The sequence below is a fragment of the Shewanella sp. 10N.286.54.B9 genome, assembly GCF_041468565.1.
Classification (GTDB): domain Bacteria; phylum Pseudomonadota; class Gammaproteobacteria; order Enterobacterales; family Shewanellaceae; genus Shewanella.
This window is the reverse complement of the sequence record NZ_JBFRIY010000022.1, coordinates 92,242-111,993: the sequence shown is the minus strand read 5'-3', so window position 1 is coordinate 111,993 and position 19,752 is coordinate 92,242. Positions and strand designations below refer to the sequence as shown.

The 19,752-nt window shown below is 44.1% G+C and carries 15 protein-coding genes; 7 read left to right on the top strand and 8 right to left on the bottom strand.

Features of this window, described 5'->3' with window-relative positions:
- Positions 1-404: 404 nt before the first annotated feature.
- Genes AB4135_RS08750 through AB4135_RS08740 form a run of 3 tightly spaced genes read left to right on the top strand, consistent with a single transcriptional unit; the run spans position 405 to position 3,456 of the window.
- Entirely contained in the window at positions 405-1,559 is a 1,155-nt protein-coding gene (locus tag AB4135_RS08750; protein WP_371992090.1) for a membrane dipeptidase, read from the top strand.
- Positions 1,560-1,618: 59 nt separating this feature from the next.
- Entirely contained in the window at positions 1,619-2,218 is a 600-nt protein-coding gene (locus tag AB4135_RS08745; protein WP_371992088.1) for a GNAT family N-acetyltransferase, read from the top strand.
- Positions 2,219-2,274: 56 nt separating this feature from the next.
- Entirely contained in the window at positions 2,275-3,456 is a 1,182-nt protein-coding gene (locus AB4135_RS08740; protein WP_371992087.1) for an AAA family ATPase, read from the top strand.
- 38 nt (positions 3,457-3,494) lie between these two features.
- Here the strand turns inward: AB4135_RS08740 and AB4135_RS08735 are convergent, their stop codons facing one another.
- The 5 genes from AB4135_RS08735 to norR all read right to left on the bottom strand — a co-directional run bounded on the left by AB4135_RS08735 (position 3,495) and on the right by norR (position 8,238).
- On the bottom strand, positions 3,495-3,869 hold the full coding sequence (locus tag AB4135_RS08735; protein ID WP_371992086.1) for a PH domain-containing protein: 375 nt from the start codon (positions 3,867-3,869) through the stop codon (positions 3,495-3,497).
- A 124-nt stretch (positions 3,870-3,993) separates the two neighbouring features.
- On the bottom strand, positions 3,994-5,940 hold the full coding sequence (locus tag AB4135_RS08730; protein ID WP_371992084.1) for a U32 family peptidase: 1,947 nt from the start codon (positions 5,938-5,940) through the stop codon (positions 3,994-3,996).
- A 112-nt stretch (positions 5,941-6,052) separates the two neighbouring features.
- Entirely contained in the window at positions 6,053-6,259 is a 207-nt protein-coding gene (locus tag AB4135_RS08725) for a zinc ribbon domain-containing protein (RefSeq protein WP_371992082.1), read from the bottom strand.
- A 55-nt stretch (positions 6,260-6,314) separates the two neighbouring features.
- Positions 6,315-6,632, bottom strand: coding sequence for a cupin domain-containing protein (locus tag AB4135_RS08720; RefSeq protein ID WP_371992081.1), 318 nt, complete (start codon positions 6,630-6,632; stop codon positions 6,315-6,317).
- On the bottom strand, positions 6,619-8,238 hold the full coding sequence (norR, locus tag AB4135_RS08715; protein WP_371992079.1) for a nitric oxide reductase transcriptional regulator NorR: 1,620 nt from the start codon (positions 8,236-8,238) through the stop codon (positions 6,619-6,621). The genes AB4135_RS08720 and norR overlap by 14 nt, the downstream gene beginning before the upstream one ends.
- A 230-nt stretch (positions 8,239-8,468) precedes the next feature.
- Between norR and AB4135_RS08710 the strand changes: the two genes are divergently transcribed.
- The 3 genes from AB4135_RS08710 (at position 8,469) to hmpA (ending at position 11,498) form a co-directional block, all read left to right on the top strand.
- Positions 8,469-8,825, top strand: coding sequence for a hypothetical protein (locus tag AB4135_RS08710; RefSeq protein ID WP_371992078.1), 357 nt, complete (start codon positions 8,469-8,471; stop codon positions 8,823-8,825).
- A gap of 95 nt (positions 8,826-8,920) precedes the next feature.
- Positions 8,921-10,177: an NnrS family protein gene (locus AB4135_RS08705; protein ID WP_371992076.1), complete on the top strand. Its 1,257-nt coding sequence runs from the start codon at positions 8,921-8,923 to the stop codon at positions 10,175-10,177.
- Between the two features lie 118 nt (positions 10,178-10,295).
- The gene (gene hmpA / locus AB4135_RS08700) at positions 10,296-11,498 is read left to right on the top strand and encodes an NO-inducible flavohemoprotein (protein WP_371992074.1); all 1,203 of its coding nucleotides are present in this window, start codon (positions 10,296-10,298) and stop codon (positions 11,496-11,498) included.
- A 74-nt stretch (positions 11,499-11,572) separates the two neighbouring features.
- On the opposite strand, the gene AB4135_RS08695 is transcribed toward hmpA, so the two are convergent.
- Positions 11,573-12,244, bottom strand: coding sequence for a nitroreductase family protein (locus tag AB4135_RS08695; protein WP_371992073.1), 672 nt, complete (start codon positions 12,242-12,244; stop codon positions 11,573-11,575).
- 208 nt (positions 12,245-12,452) lie between these two features.
- Positions 12,453-13,394, bottom strand: a complete 942-nt coding sequence (locus AB4135_RS08690) for a LysR family transcriptional regulator (protein WP_371992071.1) — start codon at positions 13,392-13,394, stop codon at positions 12,453-12,455.
- Between the two features lie 454 nt (positions 13,395-13,848).
- On the opposite strand from AB4135_RS08690, the gene AB4135_RS08685 reads away from it, so the two are divergent.
- Positions 13,849-18,885 carry a S8 family serine peptidase gene (locus tag AB4135_RS08685; RefSeq protein ID WP_371992069.1) on the top strand — a complete coding sequence of 1,679 codons (5,037 nt, stop codon included), beginning with the start codon at positions 13,849-13,851 and terminating at the stop codon, positions 18,883-18,885.
- Positions 18,886-18,941: 56 nt separating this feature from the next.
- On the opposite strand, the gene AB4135_RS08680 is transcribed toward AB4135_RS08685, so the two are convergent.
- Positions 18,942-19,478, bottom strand: a complete 537-nt coding sequence (locus AB4135_RS08680) for an SRPBCC family protein (RefSeq protein WP_371992067.1) — start codon at positions 19,476-19,478, stop codon at positions 18,942-18,944.
- Positions 19,479-19,752: the final 274 nt, after the last annotated feature.

Here is a 19,752-nt window from a genome sequence, read left to right as displayed (position 1 = left end):
TTCGTTTCAATTCTTTTATTACTGTGTTACGAGCTTTTCGCTTAGCCAGCTAAGCATCATCGCTCAAGCCTTGTACTAAAATAATTGAATTTGAACAAAAACTAAGCTCGAAAGATCAACAGCCCCTAATTTACAAGCCTTTATTTATTAAATCATTTCACTTCAATTTGGCCTCGATACTCACTGAAGAACTAACCAATGTCAAGCTGTCGAATAGTCGAACATGCCCGCTAAACAAGCCCGAAAGCCGCTAACTGCGATGAATTAATAGTGAGCAATTTTGTTGAGATTGAACTCGCTAAGGAAACATGACTCATCATCAAAAACATCTTTTTTGAAGTGATACGGGTATAGTACATGCACTATAAAAACTGTCGCTAATCTAATGAAGGCAAAGAATAAACATGCAGAAATTAATCAATAGACGCCAACTAATTAAAGCTATTACCGCTGGCACGATATTAAGCCAACTAGGTTCTTTTTCGGCGCTAGCGCAGAATAAACAGCGGCTATATGTTGATGGACTTTGCTTTCTTCCTGAAGACTTAGCCGACCTTAACACTTCAAAAATTGATGCTTATCTTTGTGACATATCTGCCATTGAGGCGATTAAACAGCCCGACGGCACAACCAACTACAAGCGCACCTATAAAGCCTGCATCAAGAGTATCGCTGAAGCTAAAAGTCGAGTTGAAAGCAACAACGACAAGCTAGTTTTAGGGCTATCAGGTAGTGACATTAAACGCGCGAAGCAGACCGATCGCACCGCGGTGTTTTTTCAGATCCAAGGCGCCGATTGCGTAGAAGATAGTATCAATAACAACTTGAACCAAGTTGATGAGTTCCACGCTAAAGGCCTGCGAGCTCTGCAGCTCACTCATCATTACGGTAATAAGTTTAGTGGCGGAGCACTTGATAATGATACTCGCGGAGGTTTAAACCTGCCGTTAACCAAAGCGGGGCAAGCGCTCATTGAAAAGCTCAACCAGAAAAACATTCTAGTTGATGTCAGCCACTCAAGTCCGCAAGCCGCGCTCGATACCGCAAAGGTAAGCAGATCCCCAATCGTACAAAGCCATGGTGCAGTGCGCGCAATGGTTAATCATGCTCGCTGCAGCCCTGATGAAGTGATAAAAGCCATTAGTGATACCGGCGGACTGTTTGGCGTATTTATGATGAGTTTTTGGCTTACCAACGATAAAGTACCGACTACTGACCACTATATTAACCACATAAAACATGTCGCTAAAGTGGGCGGAGTTGATGCTGTCGCTATTGCCAATGATTACCCGCTTAGAGGGCAGAAAAATCTACTCAAGCTCAACAACAATAATGCCGAAGGCGTTAAGCAGTATCTTGACTGGTGGCATAGCCTACGCGAGAAAAATGTACTCGGTTACGATGTTGAACCGGAACATGTGGTGATCCCTGAGCTGAACCATATCGATCGTATGGCGCGTATTGACTTAGCGTTGGCCAAAGCAGGTTTTACAAGTCTCGACCGCGATAAAATCATGGGTGAAAACTGGCAACGAGTACTTAATGATGTATTAGTCTAAATCCATCAGCTTATAGTATTTAAACCCGACAAATAGCATATAACAACGGAATGGCTATCATGGACAGAACCTTAAGTAAAAGCACTTTAAACAAGAGGCCTTTAAGGACGATTACCCCAATAATAGAAACAGAGCGAACTAGTCTAGTCATTTTAACTGCTGTTGACGCTGAGCTCATTTGTCATTACTACCAGCAAAACCAATCGCATTTAGCGTTGTGGGAGCCCCTAAGAGCAGAGGAGTTTTATACCATTGCATATTGGCAACGCCAACTTGCAGAGAACTGTAAGCAGCATGAGAATGGCAATACACTAAAGCTTGTCGCGCTCAACAAAAGCCAGACAGAGATCATTGCCGTATGCAACTTCAGCAATATCGTAATGGGCATATTTCAAGCTTGTAATCTCGGCTACTCTGTCGCTAAAAAATATGAAGGTCATGGCTATATGACTGAAGTTCTGGCAGCTACCATCGATTATGCCTTTAATAGTTTGAGCTTACACCGCATCATGGCAAACTATATTATCAGCAACAATCGTAGTGCCACTTTGCTGAACAAGTTAGGCTTTGAGCAAGAAGGGATTGCCAAGTCCTATTTAAAGATCGCCGGACGCTGGCAAGATCATGTGTTAACAGCCAAAATCAATCCAGCCCATTAACTCTGCTGATAACCTCTGCCAATGGATTCAACGTTTTCAGGAGCCAATAGAAAAATATGCTAACCGCACTCGCCATTAACAACTATCGCTCTTTGCGTGATATCACTATCCCACTGGCGCAGCTCAACCTGGTGACAGGGGCGAATGGTAGTGGTAAATCCAACCTTTACAAAGCACTAAGACTATTGGCGCAAACCGCCCAAGGTGGAGTCGTCAATGCGCTTGCACTAGAAGGTGGTTTAGACTCTAGTTTTTGGGCCGGCCCAGAAACACTTTCGCGTGCAATGCTAGCTGGTGAAGTGCCCGTTGAGGCAACCGTTCGGCAACAGGTAAAACGACTTAAGCTTGGCTTTGCCAGCGACGAGTTCAGTTATCTAATTGAGCTTGGCTTACCTAAGCCCGACTCCACCACTTTATTTGGTTTAGATCCACAAATTAAGCGCGAAGCTATTTGGGTTGGCAATGTCTATCGTCCATCCACAGTGTTAGTTGAGCGTCGCTCAGCCTTAGTCAAAAGCCGCGCTGAAAAGGCAAAATCAGCTGGCTGGCAAACCTTGAATGTGCATATGCAGCATAGCGACAGTATCTTTACTGAGCTTGCCGACCCTGAGCGAACACCAGAGGTTATCCGCCTACGTGATAATATTCGCGCTTGGCGTTTTTATGATCATTTCCGCAGTGACAGTGACGCCCCCGCACGCAAGCCGCAGCTCGGCACTCGAACCCCCGTGTTACACCATGACGGCAGAGACTTGGCCTCGGCGATTCAAACTATCTTTGAAGTGGGCGATAGAGAAGCGTTTGATACCGCTTTAAGCGACGCTTTCCCTGGCGCTCATGTGGTCATTGAATATGAATCAAATGGCATGCTGAGTCTTAAGTTTCATCAACAAGGTTTGTTAAGGCCACTTAATGCGGCTGAGCTTTCAGATGGAACTTTACGCTACCTGTTGTTGGTCGCAGCATTACTGACTCCGCGTCCACCAGAATTGATGGTACTGAATGAGCCTGAAACGAGTTTGCACCCCGATCTACTGCCCGCGCTTTCTCGCTTAATCGTTAAAGCCTCCGAGCGCTGTCAGTTATGGGTGGTTTCCCATGCCAATCGATTAATTAATTCACTGAATCAGTTTGAAGATTGCAATTTGATAGAGCTTGATAAGCAGTTAGGGCAAACGGAGATTATTGGTCAAGATATATTAAGCAAGCCAAGTTGGCGCTGGAATAACCGCAGTTAATACTGCGGTGTATATCGGCCATTTATAAGTGGTTAAACTTATAACGAGAAGTTGGCGATAGTCTTTTGAATGCCGACCACATCAGTACCACGTTTTAGCTCTTTAATTAATGGTTCTTTTTGACCTGAGATCCATAACTTTAGCTCTGCATCCATATCAAAGGAACCCGCAGTCTCCACTTCAAAATGGGTAATCGCTTTGTATGGTACTGAATGATAGCTGACCTTCTTGCCTGTCATTCCCTGTTTATCGATGAGAATAAGCCGCTTGTTGGTAAATACAAACATATCCCGAACCACTTTATAAGCCAGAGCCAGTGACTCATTGTCGGCCATTATTGGGCTAAGTTCCTGTGTCAGTTCTTCAAGGTTAACCTCAGAGGCGTTACCCATTAATGAATCTAATAATCCCATTATATTTTCCTTAATATTTTGCCTAAAAGCAGCGCTAGTTAGCAGTCTCAACCCAGTGTCAGTTCATTAGTGTTAACTTACCTTAGCTATAAAAAAATCGCCATAAGGCGATTTCTTTTATTGTTTACACTTTCTGCGAATTGGGGACTTGTCTATTTTCGGCAACCACCATCATCTCGCATTTAGGGCAGTCAAACACCAACTTCAATACATCTTTACCTATCTCTAACACCATAGGCTCCGCTTTGATCCCCGGTACCTCTTTTGGGCACAAGTTAAAGTTAAAACGCAAGCAGTGCTTAGTGACCATCAATGGCACATCTTCGGTAACGCCATTTTTCTCATAGGTGTCTTCAATTTCAATTACACCATGACGCTGATAAAATGCTTTGGCTTTATCGTTAGCCACATTGCCTAAATAACTTAAGTGCTTAACTGGGTAAATCGCATCTTGGTTGTACTTCCACGCTTTAGGGCGCTGATAGTCATTGACTCGGGCAAATTCTAATGCCGCCACTGTATCACGGCGCAAACCATTTAATACAGAGGTTGGAATAAACCATGCCTGAGCAGTTTCTATATTAATTTGTTGGGCATTAAAGTCGGTGCTACCTAATTTACCCAGTTGTTTACGTAGCCCTTTCAGTGCTTTTTCAACGTCAGTAGCAGGCGTTTTTTCGCACACTAATGTCTGCGTCGCACTGTGGCCATAGATATCGGTCATGGTTAACGACACACCATCTATAGTATCAGCCAGTACGATATCGACGCCGATTATGCGCTTGGCTGACTCTTTCGCTAATACCGCTTCAAAGGCTTGGTTATGGTTACGATAGATAGTCATACCCACTTGTAACTCTTTCGGCACCCGAGTTAAATGTAGCTTCAAGCCATCAGCACGGTTAACTCGCATCCCTTTTAACTTATCATCAGACTGTTTAGCTTCGGCAAAGTTACTCGGGAAAAAGCACAGACCATCGCCATTATTGAAGGTTTCTTCGGACGTGACCTCAACAAAGTCTTTGCCTATACGCTTAACCTTTGCCACCTCTTCACCAATGTATTTGGGTGAACGAAAATCGTTCATCCCTTGGCTGCGTTCATGAACAAAATAATCGGTTTTTCCACGGTTAAAGGTCTTTTCAGGATCTGGGGTAAAGCTATGCTCACAGCGGCCATGAGACGATGCGCTAAACTCTGGGCGTTTGGCGATAATCTTGTCTAGCTCTTGGCGGTAATGGGCGGTGACATTTTTTACGTAGCTTAAATCTTTAAGGCGCCCTTCAATCTTAAACGAGCGCACACCAGCATCAATCAAGGCTTCTAAATTATCAGTTTGGTTATTATCTTTAAGCGACAGTAGATGCTCATTTTGCGCCAAAACATCGCCCTGACGAGTTTTTAAATCACCCGGAAGACGGCATAACTGCGAACATTCGCCACGGTTTGCACTGCGATTACTGAAAGAGTGGCTTAAATTACACAGACCACTGTAGGCAACGCATAGCGCTCCATGAATAAAGAACTCTATCTGCATGTTAGTTTTAGCGGCAACATCGCGAATCTGACTTAATCCAAGCTCACGGGCAAGTACCACTTGCGAGAAACCAACCTGCTCTAAAAATGCGACTTTTTCTGGGCTACGGTTATCCATCTGGGTACTGGCATGTAACGCAATTGGCGGTAAGTCGAGCTGGAGGATCCCCATATCTTGCACAATCAGCGCGTCGGCTCCGGCTTCATATACCTGCCAAATTAGCTTCTGCGCTGCTTCAAGCTCCCCTTCATCCATTAAGATAGTATTGATAGCAACAAATACTTGGGCGTGATACTGATGAGCAAAGGCACATAAACGAGCGATGTCTTCAACACTGTTGCCTGCGGTTGCACGCGCGCCAAATGCAGGGCCACCAATATATACAGCGTCAGCACCATGACGAATCGCCTCAATACCGAAGTCAGCATTTTTAGCGGGGGCTAATAACTCAAGTCGGTTAGACTTCCGCTCAAGCGGGGGCTGAGGCGCGGTATCAGGCTTGTCATTAGGTCTGAAGATGCCAACATTGCTCATAAACAAATCACTCAAAAAAGGGGAACACTATTATTTTGGGCGAAGATTATAGCAAAAAAACAGAGATTTTGCCTTAGCTAATATAACGGCTTGAGCACGCTATTATTATCTCCTAAGTGAACAGGTCAAATGCGTTACCTAGCGCAGAAGATTTGCCTTTATAAAATTCGGTATAGCTACAGTTAGCACAAGTAACAGCATAGTACCGCTTATTTTGCATATCGAAAATTCGCGACCAAAACCCACCTGAAACACGGATCTCTCCAGTTTCAAACTCTCTATGATTGCATTTAGGGCAGTTCCATTTATCGTGCTGCATAGTGACTATCTTCCTTATTGATTTACTATCTATAGCGGCTAATAACGACTTAAAATTAGTAATGTACCGCCAACCAAATTGTTTCTGTTTGCTCACAGGTCCAAGCAACTCGATGCTTTACGTGGGCGCCAATATTGACGTAGTCACCTTGCTTTAAACTCACCACCTCGCCCGTTTTAAACTCTAATCTAGCCGCACCCTGCATCACCATCACCCACTCGCTGCGAGTTTGATCATACCACTCACCAACCGGAGTCACGTGAGCTTTAGAGATGATACGCTCGACTAAAACGCCGCCTATATTTACGATTGGCTCAAACTGCTCTTCAGTAAGATCTTTAGCCAAATTATCAAAAATATTAGCTTTTTCCATTGTCCAGCCCACCATCATTGTTATCAATAACGATACTCTTGCTCACACGAATACCCAAACGTTTTGCCAAACGATTTAAGTTAGCGCGATCCATCTGCAGCGCTTTAGCGGTTGCGGACCAGTTACCATGATACTGAGTCAAGGTTTGCAAAATACGTTGCCGCTGAAATTCATCGGTCTGCTGCTTAAGGTTTCCCTGCGCTAACACCGCAATTTGCAGCGCTGAGTCTTCGGTTTTATTCTTGCTATCATCCTCTTGAGGACTATTCGGTAACAATAAAGCCAAATGAGTAAGCCCTATACGCACTATAGCTGCAGTGCTCTCGCTTCTCGCTCGCAACGCAGCTCGACTAATAACGTGCTCTAGCTCGCGCACATTCCCCGGCCAATCATACTGATTTAGCATTTTTATCGCGCTAGCATTTAAGGTCAATTGGCTCATGCCAAGCTTACGCCGTGTGAGCTCAATAAAGTAACCACTGAGTAAACTGATGTCGCCTTCTCGTAGCCTTAATGGCGGCACAATAACTGGATACACACTTAAACGATGATATAGATCGGCCCTAAAACGTCCCTGCTCGACCTCTACTTTCAATTGCCTATTGGTTGCAGCAAGAATACGTACATCGACATATTCAACATCGTCTTTACCAACAACTTGGATCTCTTGATTCTGCAAAGCTCGAAGCAACTTACTTTGTACCGCCAGCGGTAGCTCACCAATTTCATCTAAAAAAATAGTGCCGCCGCTCGCCAAGCTGAACTTACCCGTTCTATTACGATCGGCGCCAGTAAATGCACCTTTAACATGGCCAAACAGCTCACTTTCGATAAGGCTTTCAGGCAATGCGGCGCAGTTTACATAAACTAATGGCCCCTCGCTGCGACTCGATTGCCGATGTAAGGTTCTCGCCACCAACTCTTTACCGACGCCTGTTTCTCCCTCGATTAAAATGGAAAAATTAGAGGCGGCGACCATCTCGATTTCACGCTTAAGCTTAAGCATGATCTCACTATTACCGATTAACTCTCCACCATCTTTAACTAATGCTTCATGGGTCAGTTCGGCCACAACCTGTTGGTTATGCTTTGAGTGCTGCTCCAACTGCTGTAGCAATATGGCGGTGTTTAGGGTCGCTGCAGACATCGCCGCAATGATATCTAGCGTGCGTTTGGGGATTTCATCAAATACATTGGGAACCATGCTGTCCAAGGTCAAAATACCGATCAGTTTGTCATCTGACAGCAGTGGCAACCCCATACACGCGTGCACAGGCAGATCACCTTCATGGGAAAGTAGCAGGCCATCATAGGGATCAGCCAGCTTACTATCTGCAGCAAAACGAACCGGTGTTTGCGATGCAGATATCAGCTCAAACCTAGCGTGAGCAGCGATCTCAAATCGACGACCTAAGGTCTCTTTCGTCAGACCTTGCAGCGCTAGTGGCTTCAAGTACTCACCTTGCACATGTAACAACACCACCGCATCGCATGTAACAGCATGACGCACAGTATTGAGCAAGCGCTCAAATCTGTCATTAGTCGTCAGACTATTGGTGAGATCGAGGGCGAGTTGAACTAAAGCCGCAGAAGATATTTCGCTCACAATAGCAGGATCCTAATCGATTAACACTGAGCTTAGCTTATCACGCCACTCACTACACCTCAAAACAACCCTAAAGAGTCTATATGACTACAAAAAAATAGTAGTCAAAATGACTACAACAACCGACTTAAACGGCTGAATGCTAGTAATTATCAATAGTGTGAGTATTGGCACGTTTATCGCAATACTCTATTTCAATCGCACTGTAGCAGATAAAATGGAGCAAACTCATGATAGCCACACAATCAACACCTTACTCTCATGAAGACCTAGCCGAGCAGTTAACTCAAAAGCAAAGCATTCAGCTTGATAGCGCTTCGACTGTTAATCAGCATACATTGGCGCAACTTGGCGCTGCGTCGACTCGATTTTATTCCCATGCACTTACAGGCGGCAATAGCACCATGTTGGTTGCGATGATTGGCTTATTGTTGTGCATCTTAGTGGGCTATTCCTATGCAGATAGCTTTTCACTGTGGGCACAAGTTGGCAGCCACATAGGTTTAATTCTGTTTGCGACTGCAGTGAAAATTGGCTACGTCATGCGCTGCGTCGGTCTCGATGGCATGGGACACCTGCAGCTGTAGTGCAGCACATTACCTCAACTTAAATTAAGCATTAGCGCTGATGCAATAGCGCTAACGAATGACCATTAATCATCACCAATTGGACTACAATACTGATGCAAACGATTAGCTCTCCCAAGACCAAGCAAGTACTCTCTGCCAGCGGTGAAGTCGAGGCTGTGGTAGTAAAATCTGCTTCGCTTTTGGATAAATTAGCCGATATGCCTTTATGGGAACTGGCTTTTAGACCTTGGTTTCTAGTTGCCACATTATCATCAGTGCTTAGTATTGCAGCTTGGCTACTCTTTTTACATGGACAGCTACCTAGCCTAGCAGGAGCAGGACTGAGCCCGGTCATCTGGCATATCCACGAAATGCTATTTGGTTTTGCCGCAACCATTGCGGTTGGCTTTTTACTTACAGCCGCCCAGACCTGGACCAACCGCCGCAGCATACACGGTTTGCCGCTAATGGCGCTAACGCTAATCTGGCTAGTAGTACGTGGCTTACTCTGGTCGAACGACCCAAAATTGCAGCTAGCAGCGGTCGCGCTGCAAGCATCTTGGTGGTTTATCTCAATTGGCTATTTAGCCAGCATGGTGATTAAAGCTAACAGCAGTCGCAACTACCAATTTATTCCTTTATTAGCGGCAATGATGTCATTCAATATCGGCTTTTTGCTAGCTGATATAAATGGCTATACCGAGTTGGCGATGCACCTTTCTCGCTGCGCGATTTTACTGTTTTGCTTGCTAGTCGGCATTATTGGTGGCCGCGTCATTCCATTCTTTACCGGCAGAGGGGCTGAAAATGCCAAGGTCAAAGCCACACCACAACTCGATAAATGGCTACCTTGGGTGTCTCTATTAGGTTTGGCCGTCTTCTTTACAGGCTACTTCATCGAGCTGCCCTTCACTCCAGCAACATTACTGATCTTAGCGGGTGCTATGCACCTACTGCGTTTACTTAACTGGAACAGCCTAGCCACGGTCAAAGTGCCACTGCTTTGGTCACTGCACGGTTCATACTTAGCTTTAGCATTAGGGTTAATCGCGCTAGGTGCGAGTTATCATATTGAGGCACTGCGTTTTGCTGACGCGCTACATTTAATCACAGTAGGAACCTTAGGTGCGATGATCCTCGCCATGATCGCCCGCGTCTCATTAGGTCATACTGGTCGGCCATTAAAGCCTCATTTTTCAATCAATATCGCCTTCGTGCTAATTCTTGCAGGAGCCTTAGCACGAGTGATATTACCGTTAGCTCAACAGCCTATTTTAGCCTGGGATATCAGTGCAACTTGCTGGGTAGTCGCCTTCAGTTTATTCATCTGGCATTACAGCCTGATCCTTGTGCGCCCAAGGCCGAACTAAAACCAATTTTAAGCGTCGAATCAGAATAGATTTGCAAGAGTATAACCTTAAATAACAACCAGAAATTACACCCTAACAGTGCCGCTATAGGGCACAAAAATTGATTAAGGATATTTAGATGTTATCTGAAAAACATATCAGCATAGTTAAGAGCACCATTCCATTATTAGAGTCTGCTGGTACTGCCATCACTGAGCACTTTTATAAACGTATGTTTAGCCACAACCCAGAGCTAAAACATATCTTCAACTTGAGCAACCAGCACTCTGGCGGTCAACCAGCAGCTCTTTTCAATGCGGTTGCAGCTTACGCAAAAAATATTGATAACTTAGGGGCACTAAGTGGCGCCGTTGAGCGCATCGCCCATAAACATACCAGCTTTAATATTCAGCCAGAGCATTATCCAATTGTGGGTCATCACCTACTTGAGACCCTAAGAGAATTAGCACCGGATGCTTTTACCCCTGAAGTCGAAGAAGCTTGGGGCGCTGCTTACGGTGTACTCGCAGGGATCTTTATCGAGCGCGAAGGTGCCCTTTATCATAGAAGTGCCAATGAGACTGGCGGCTGGCAAGGCGCACGACAGTTTACAATTACCGACAAAACCAAGGAATCAGATCTAGTAACAAGCTTTGTGCTTACTCCTGTAGATAGCCTAGCGGTTATTGATTTTGAGCCCGGTCAGTACCTTGGCATTTGCGTAGAGCCTACTGACCATCAATATCGAGAAATGCGTCAGTACTCGCTATCGGATAAACCTAATGGCAAGCAATACCGCATCTCAGTGAAGCGCGAAGCACAAGCAACGCCAGGTGTAGTATCAAACTATCTACATGATCACATCAATGTTGGCGACAGTATTGATGTTTACCCACCAGCAGGCGATTTTCACTACGAGGAGCGCGAAGCCCCTGTAGTACTTATTTCTGCCGGTGTCGGGGTAACGCCGATGCAATCAATGCTGGAGATGTTGGCGGCTAAGTCTTTTGCTAAACCAGTATTCTACCTGCATGCCTGTGAAGGGGTTGAACAGCACTCATTTAACCAACGAGTGGAAACGCTAGGGTTAAGTTTAGATTTGCAGCATCACACCTGGTACCGCGATATTGCTCAATCGAATGAAGTGGCTAATGTTAGCAACATCCACCAAGGCTTTATGAACTTTGCCACACTGAGAGAGGCACTGCCGATTGAGCATGGTGATTATTACCTGTGTGGACCCGTTGCTTTTATGCAATTTGCTAAGCAACAGCTGATAGAGCTAGGCGTCGAAGCTGAGCGCATTCACTACGAGGTATTTGGGCCACACGCTTCGCTTTAAGCGCTAACTTAACAAGCCATAAAAAAGAGCATACCGCCGACTGACGCTATGCTCTTTTTTTATCCTTTTAGCTTTTAGATAAAGTCGCAGATCTCTGCCAACTCTTTCTTTTGCAGCGCATGTTCTGGCACCGTGGCATCCTCACTTGGGTAACCCGCAATAATCAGCATATAAGGTCGTTCGTTTGAATTATCTCTGCCACAGACTTTACTGAGAAAAGACATAGGTTTAGGAGTATGAGTAAGCGTTCCGAGTCCCGCATTGTGCAATGCTTGGATCAAAAATCCCGTCGCGATCCCCACCGACTCATGCACATAGTAGTTTGTCTTCTGCTCCCCCTCTTCTTCGCTGCGCTTCTTACTGAAAATCGCAATCAACCACGGTGCATGTTCAAGATAGGGCTTGCTGGCATTGGTGCCTAATGGCTTTAGCGCATCTAACCATTCTTCACCCGCACGGCCGGCATAAAACGCCTGTTCAAGCGCTTCAGCTTCATGGCGGATCTGCGCTTTAATATCAGGGCTGTTAATGGCAACAAAGTGCCACGGTTGATGATTGGCACCATTGGGGGCTGTGCCCGCGGCTAAAATGCATTTTTCAATAATCTCTCGAGGAACTGCTCGATCTGAGAACTTACGGATAGAGTGACGACGTTTTACCTCTTGATAATTTTGCTGGGCACGCTCAAGCATTTCATGCTCAGGATATTCAATAAAATCAGTTAACGGGTGATGAGCTTCTGTCATTGAGATGTCCCTACCTTAAAAAATCACTTACCTTGCTTTAAGCATCTAATACCTGATGCTGTTAATAGGCTATACATTCTCAGTTTTAAGCCTTAGCTGCAAGCATCATAGCTGTAAGATGAAGTTTTACAGTGAAGCCTGTCCCTATTAATAGTCATTATCGTAGCAACAGAAAAAGCAGCAAATCCCACTTATATTTAGACTGTTTTTATCCAGCATACATATCCATGGGAGTAACGCCCCTGATAAAGCGTGCCCTGCGCATGACAAATTCCATAAAAACTTGAATCAACTGACTATCTTTACGCTCAACTAAACTCACTATACTGAACATAGCATTGAGCTTAGGCATCGATTCAGGTGCCAACTTTACTAAAGCCCCTGAAGCTAATTCGCTTTGTACCGCTATTTCAGGAGTCAGTGCAATTAGGTCAGTTTGGCAAATTGAGTCTTTGATAGAATGCAGCTGATCAAAACGTACTTGCCCAGGAAAATCCTCTCGATCTAATTGAAAAATAACTTCAAATTGTTTTCTAACTGAATCAGGAAGATGCTGAGGAATAGCCATAGGGAACTCTCGAAAGCTAGCCAAATACAGTCGTTCTCTATTTGCCAGCGGATGCTCAGGGCGGCAACAAAAAATAACCGGAAAGGGAGGTAAAGCTAACAACCTTAATAATGGATTACTCTCCAGTTCAGTCGCCCTTGTTTCTGCAATAAACAGATCAAGTTTATCTTCGAGCAAAAGCCCAGTTAACGCACGCCAATTATCAACTTTAAGATCAATCGTCATATTGGGGCAAGCTTGCATAAACTCGCCTAAAATAGGACCAACTAAACTGCTTGATGGGATTGGACTAGCACCTATTTTAATCTCTTGTTTGATATCTGCATGAGATACTGCAATATCTCTTTTCAGTGTATCGTACTGTTTCATTATATTTTGGCAATGCACCAATACCATACAGCCAAAATCTGTTACCACCATTCCTTTAGAGCTACGAACAATTAATTGCCCGCCAACGTGAGCCTCGAGCTTTTGTAAACTTTTAGATAAAGATGGCTGGGTAATATTTAATTCGTCGGCAGCTTTTTTAAAATGTCGGATTCTAGCTAAAGCGACAAAATATTTAACATGTCTAAACTCCACTCTCCCCCCTTATTATAAATTAATACCACCAACACCAAACAACACACAATCTCAAAACAAAAAAAGAAGAGATAGATAAACATAAAACAAAACTTTCGCAATAATAAAAACCGTCTTGATGAAATCACATTATTCGAATATATCCGTCACTGCAAGCAGCAATAACACCCTCTTTGCATCATTTTGTATCGCTGACTTTTATATTTATCTTTAATCTATCTTTTTCTTATCAAACATAAGCATTCACCACATCAAATTAAAATCAAATCATTGTTTATAGTGACATTAACTAGGAAATCACTACTACCTACACCTCAATACTAAACAACCATTCACTTTCACTATATTCCGATTCAAAAAAATCATTGGACTGTTTAATGAGTAGCCATTAAATATACATGTGATCAACTTGTTAAATAATTATTTTAATGAACAAACAAGAAAAGAGATAACCATGAAATTTAAAAAAATTCACATTATGACTTTGGCAGCAATTTATACGGGGGCGGTAGGAGCCAGTATAAACAATACCAAAAGTGAAAGTTCAACAACGCCACAAGTAAAGCCAGTTGTGGTGACTGATTCAATCATTAAATACAACGAAAACAAAAATAAAGATCGTTTAACGGCTAAAATAGAAACAAACACAAGAAATAGTAATGGTCGTAATGTTCATCGTGCTATTTCGAGTAGTGATAAAAAAGTTACGTTTATCTATGAAGACAATATTATCGGTGAACAAACTTACATTATTGAGTTAACAGATAAACCCGTTTCCTTATACCAGGGTGGTGTTGCAGGATTAAATGCTACAACCCCAAGAAAAAATACCATTCCAGCATCACTGAGCCCTCAGATGCACGACAAACTCGATATAAACAGCAGTACAGTACAATCATATCGTACCTATCTAGAACAAAAACAAGCGAATGTGCTTGCTCAAATTTCTAGTTCTATTGGAAACTCCGCCGTTATTGCCAGCTATCAGTTAGCATTTAACGGCATGTCTATGCGTATGACTCAAGATCAAGCTGCGATAGTGGCAGATATGGTCGGAGTCATCAGTGTAACCCGCGAAAAAATATACCAACTACATACTGATGTGGGTCCACAGCATATCGGCGCTGACAAGTTTTGGAGTGGTGAAATCACTGCTGAAGCCTATACAGGGAAAGGCATTGTTGTCGGCGTTTTAGATACTGGCATTAACTCAGACCATGCGTCATTTGCTGTACAAGGCGATGATGGTTATGTACATCAATTACCTACTCGTTACGACGGTTATCTCGGTGATTGTGAACAACAAGAGTTTGCGAGTATGTGTAATGACAAACTCATCGGTGTGCGCTCATACCCCGTCATTACCGATTCTTACAGCGATCCCAGCTTTCAACCTGACAAAGATTGGTGGGAAATTGAAGGCCCACTTAGACCTGCGAACGGTGAAGATTACAATGGGCATGGCTCTCATACGGCCTCGACAGTAGCAGGAAACATTCTGCTCAATAGCGCGTTTAAAGTGCCAGATGTAGGCGTTGCCAGTGATGGTAAAGAAACCAATCTAATTTTGCCTCGGATCTCTGGGGTAGCCCCACATGCAAATGTAATCATGTATCAAGTATGTCATCCCGGTGATGCAAGCTTAAACAGCTATACAGGCTGCCCAAGTTCAGCTTTACTCGCCGGCATTGAAGATGCAATTACAGATGGCGTAGATGTAATCAACTACTCCATTGGCACGGCCTATGGTGCTTTTCCATGGGAAAGTCCAATTGAAATGGCATTTTTAGCTGCTCGTGAAGCGGGCATTTCGGTATCTGCATCTGCGGGGAACTCTTTTGATCCTTCGCTGGCAAATGAGCGACGTGGTGCGATTGATCATCTATCACCTTGGGTTACCTCAGTTGCTGCAACCACACACTCGCGAGAGTTTAGTGTCGAAGGTAAAATGCTCACTGGCTCAAGCGGCGGTGAGCAAACACTACCAGAAATCACAGGGGGAGGGATCTCAACAGAATATACAGGGCCTGTTGTTGAAGCTAAAGCTTACGGCTGGGAATATGAAAAGTGTAATGACACTTTCCCCGCTGGTTTCTTTGATAACTCTCCTGATGGAGTCCCATATGAAACCGCACCTATCGTAGTGTGTAAGCGTGGCGATATTGCCCGAGTTCAAAAAGCGATCAATGTTGCTGATGGTGGCGCAGGAGGCTTCATCTTACGCAATTCAAGCTCAAGTCAGTCGGTCAATAATGACCCTTATGTCATCCCTGGTATTCACCTATCTTACGCCAGCTATAACGGTGATGACTCAACAAATTGGTTTGGTCTATCAGATTGGTTATCTGATGGTAGCGATCATCAAATAACCATCACTGCTTCAAGTGTAGTTACTAGCAATCGAGTTGCAAACTCTGTTGCCGACTTCTCATCACGTGGTCATAACTTTAATAACCCAGAAGTGATGTCACCTAACCTTGCAGCTCCTGGCGTCGATATTTATGCGGCTTGGGCCGATGAAATGCCATTCACTAATGTTGGGATCCCTGGTGATTTTAATACCATTAGTGGTACCTCGATGGCCGCGCCTCATGTTGCTGGTGCAATGGCACTGTTAAAACAAGCACAACCCAACTGGACTGCGGCGCAGATCCAATCTGCATTAATGACAACCGCCGGCTTAAGCAATGTTACTCGAACCACCGAACAACGTCCATTTGAAGGGCTAGAGCCAGCAGGCTATAACGATGCAGGCAGCGGTGTCATCAATGTTGCCCGTGCATTTAAAGCTGGCCTCATCATGGATGAAACGGCTGATAACTATCGAGCTGCCAACCCTAAAAATGGCGGTACTGTAAATACATTAAACCTACCGTATTTTTATAATGAAAGCTGCAGTGGCACTTGTACTATGATGCGCACTTTTACAGCGACAGCAGATGGCAGCTGGACAGTCAATGCTGAGTCATTAGCGATGGAAGGTGCTGACATGCTTTCACTTGAGGTGTCACCTAAGTCGTTTAGCCTTAGTAAAGGTGAAACTCAATCTATTATGCTGACGGCTAAAGTGCTAGAAGTACAAGCTCCTGGCGCAGACTCATCGCAATTACGTTTGCTCGGTGATGTCACCATCACGCCAGCAAGCACTGATATGCCGCAGCAGCACTTACCTGTTAGCATTCGTTACAGCGGTAACAGCATGCCAGAAAATGTGTCGGGTAAAATCCATCGTCAACAAGGACATATCTTAACGCCTGAAATCACCACCGCAGAGATCCAAACCTTCAACAGTCGTATAAATGGTCTGGTGAAGGCTGAACTGTTTGATATGCAGATGCAACGTAGTGATGCACGCACCCTCGAAAGTACAGCCAAAGAACGTACCGATGATGGCCAAGTCGTCGAGTTCTTTGAAGTGCCAGAAGGCACAAAGCGCATCGTTTGGGAAGTTGTGAGCGCAGACTATAACGCTTACGCCTCTATTGATATTGGTTTAGATGTCAATAACGATGGTGAGATCCAGTGGTATGAAGAAGCCATCTGCTACTCTCGCATCGATAATAATGACTACTGTGCGATTAATAATCCAATGCCTGGCACCTATTGGGCCTACGGTTCAAATTACAAATATGAACATGAAGATGAAGATAACCTTGCCGATAGCATGATCTTCGCCTTAGCCATCATAGCAGATGAAGAACAAGCAAATCTCACTGCAGTAGGGCCTGACTCATCGAATGGTATGGATCCTTATCGCGTACAGTTAAACTACGATTTAGCAGATGCTGAGGAGGGGGATGTTTACTACGGCTACGTGGGCATCGGCAGCGATAGTTATAATGATGATAACTTAGGTTATATCCCAGTTCAGCTCATTCATGCAGGGGCTGATACTCTTATTGACGCGAGTCAAACCAGCGCTAAAGAGGGCGACATTGTTGAGTTTACAGTAGAACTTGCAGCTAACTTATTAGGCGGCGAGCGCCCACTTACATTAAGTACAGAGCTTGCAGTAGGACTGCAGTTAATAGAGGACAGTATTCAAGTTTCAGGTTTAGCCCAATATGCTGAAGATATGACAGTTGATGATAATATTATTGCTTTTAATACTATTCAACCGTCTTCATTAGATACGCCTCGTCACTACGTGTATACCACCAGCATTGAAGATTCGACCTGTCGCATACCAGTGCAGATGCAGGCGGACAGTGATACTTATGTGGATATTCCAAGCCAATACGGTTTTACGCATTTGGGATTAGATGGCTATTCAAACCAGTACCTTAGCATTCCCATGTCAGCGAATGATCTACCCCATGTGCCTCTATATGGTGCAGAGAAAGAGATGCTGCATGATCTGTTAGAAATTTCACCATTTGGTTATTTGAAATTTGATGAAATGCCTGATTTCTATAACTACCATCGAGAGTTTGAAGATAGCTTCCAAAGCTTCCCTGACACGATAGTCGCACCATTGTGGCGTGGAGATGTAATGATGCCTAAATCGGCTTTTCGTGAAGATATCGGCGAAGTTACAAACCGAGTATTTGGTGCTGTGATTGATGATTACCTGGTATTCCAGTGGAAAGGTGGCGAAGAGATCTATAACCGCTTTACCGGTAACCGTAACCCCGATGCATCAGCTTACTTTGACGTTGAGACTATAATTTCAACTAAGTTAGATTTTGCGCCTGGAGCCCATGAGATCATGTTTGGTTATCAAGCGATTAAAACGGCTAATGCACACTTCGGCTCAATTGGCCTGCATGGTTACTATGGCGAGCGCGCAACATATAGACCCGTTGAAGGTTGGCTAAATGACGGTTTCGCCTTTAATGATGTTGATGACAAAGTGACAGAAGGCATGCTTGTATGTGCAAACTACCAAGGTCCTGAAAGCTCAGCCTTGACAATCAACTTCTCGGCTCGAGTGTCTGCTGACGCTACTGGGATTGATAATGCAGTTACCGTCACCAGTCAATATGCTGATTCCGAGTTAGTCACGGTATCTCATACGGTTTCATCACCAAGCAATATTCAAGTTGCGGGGTATACTGACCAAATGGTTGCAGAGAATAGTTCGATAACTTTAGCCGTGGTTTACGCAGATCTTAAGGGCACCAACAACGGCATTATTGTCGCAGGCGATAACATAAGTGCTGTCGTTGACGGTGATAGCATCACTATTACTCCAGATACTGATTGGTTTGGTGAGACCATGGTTTCTGTGACAGTGCATGATATGGCGTATCCTTCAGATCAAGCTTCAACCAGCTTTATGCTGACGGTAAGCTCTGATGGCGTAGAAAGTGGTTGTACGGATTCAACAGCCACTAACTACGATGCCAATGCCAACAGTGATGACGGTTCATGCACCTTCCCTGCTCCACCAGTGGAAAAGGAGCCAGCAACTGACTCAAGTGGAGGTAGTTTAGGCTTCTTAGCATTAGGTCTATTAGGCTTACTCGCTGGCCGTCGTAAACTTCACTAATTACTACCAATAAATGATAAGGCTCTCATCCGAGAGCCTTTTTTGCCCTTCAATACTTATCTAGCTTCTAATTCTTGCTTTAACTGCTTAAGCCCTTGGTTAAGATCATTGCCAATCATGGATTCGAAATCAACAAACAAAAACATCAGATTCATTGGGTAATCTAAATGGCCATCAAAGCCCCACTGCACCAATGTTTGGTTAGCACCTACGGCTTCGGTGCTCATGAAAGCTGGATCGGTTGACTCAAAAGGCGAAAAGAATCGCAACTCAAAATCAACCCGCTTGCCTTCATCAATGCGCATTATCTCCTGCTCACCAACACCTACATCTTCTAACTGGCTTTCCCAACGAGATACGAAACCTACGCTTCCATCAGTGCCGCGGTAGCTTTTAACCATATCAGGATCCATCTGTGCCCAGACACTAAAGTTGTCTTGATTCTTTAGACGCTTCACATAATCAAACACTTCGGCGACGGGTTTATCAATAGTGATTTGGGTGACAACCGAATACTCTTTCTGTACGAATAACGCGATAATAAAGGGCAGCGCGATGAGCATCAGTACCGCAATCGAGAATTTTTTTAGCATAATTTATACTCTCAATAAGTGATTAAGGCCTATGAACCTTCAGACCCTATTTTTAAATTTAAAATTATCTTAACCAATTTAGAGTATACAAATAATTAACATATGAACAGCGGTGGTATTTGAGGTGATTCGCTAGCCTAGTTTGGTGATGCTTAAATCACTCATAACTAAGGGCGGTTAACGCTAGATAAGTTGTTCAAGCGTTAAACCAAAAAAGGGACAAGCCTTAGCTCGTCCCTTTTTACTAATTAGATTTGCCCTACAATTTTTGACG

Excerpts from the sequence above, each read along its gene's own strand:
- AB4135_RS08710 (WP_371992078.1), top strand. The coding sequence starts at position 8,469 with ATGATAGCCACACAATCAACACCTTACTCTCATGAAGACCTAGCCGAG.
- AB4135_RS08695 (WP_371992073.1), bottom strand. The coding sequence starts at position 12,244 with ATGACAGAAGCTCATCACCCGTTAACTGATTTTATTGAATATCCTGAG.
- hmpA (WP_371992074.1), top strand. The coding sequence starts at position 10,296 with ATGTTATCTGAAAAACATATCAGCATAGTTAAGAGCACCATTCCATTA.
- AB4135_RS08730 (WP_371992084.1), bottom strand. The coding sequence starts at position 5,940 with ATGAGCAATGTTGGCATCTTCAGACCTAATGACAAGCCTGATACCGCG.
- AB4135_RS08735 (WP_371992086.1), bottom strand. The coding sequence starts at position 3,869 with ATGGGATTATTAGATTCATTAATGGGTAACGCCTCTGAGGTTAACCTT.
- AB4135_RS08745 (WP_371992088.1), top strand. The coding sequence starts at position 1,619 with ATGGACAGAACCTTAAGTAAAAGCACTTTAAACAAGAGGCCTTTAAGG.
- AB4135_RS08750 (WP_371992090.1), top strand. The coding sequence starts at position 405 with ATGCAGAAATTAATCAATAGACGCCAACTAATTAAAGCTATTACCGCT.
- AB4135_RS08720 (WP_371992081.1), bottom strand. The coding sequence starts at position 6,632 with ATGGAAAAAGCTAATATTTTTGATAATTTGGCTAAAGATCTTACTGAA.
- AB4135_RS08680 (WP_371992067.1), bottom strand. The coding sequence starts at position 19,478 with ATGCTAAAAAAATTCTCGATTGCGGTACTGATGCTCATCGCGCTGCCC.
- AB4135_RS08740 (WP_371992087.1), top strand. The coding sequence starts at position 2,275 with ATGCTAACCGCACTCGCCATTAACAACTATCGCTCTTTGCGTGATATC.
- AB4135_RS08705 (WP_371992076.1), top strand. The coding sequence starts at position 8,921 with ATGCAAACGATTAGCTCTCCCAAGACCAAGCAAGTACTCTCTGCCAGC.
- AB4135_RS08725 (WP_371992082.1), bottom strand. The coding sequence starts at position 6,259 with ATGCAGCACGATAAATGGAACTGCCCTAAATGCAATCATAGAGAGTTT.
- AB4135_RS08685 (WP_371992069.1), top strand. The coding sequence starts at position 13,849 with ATGAAATTTAAAAAAATTCACATTATGACTTTGGCAGCAATTTATACG.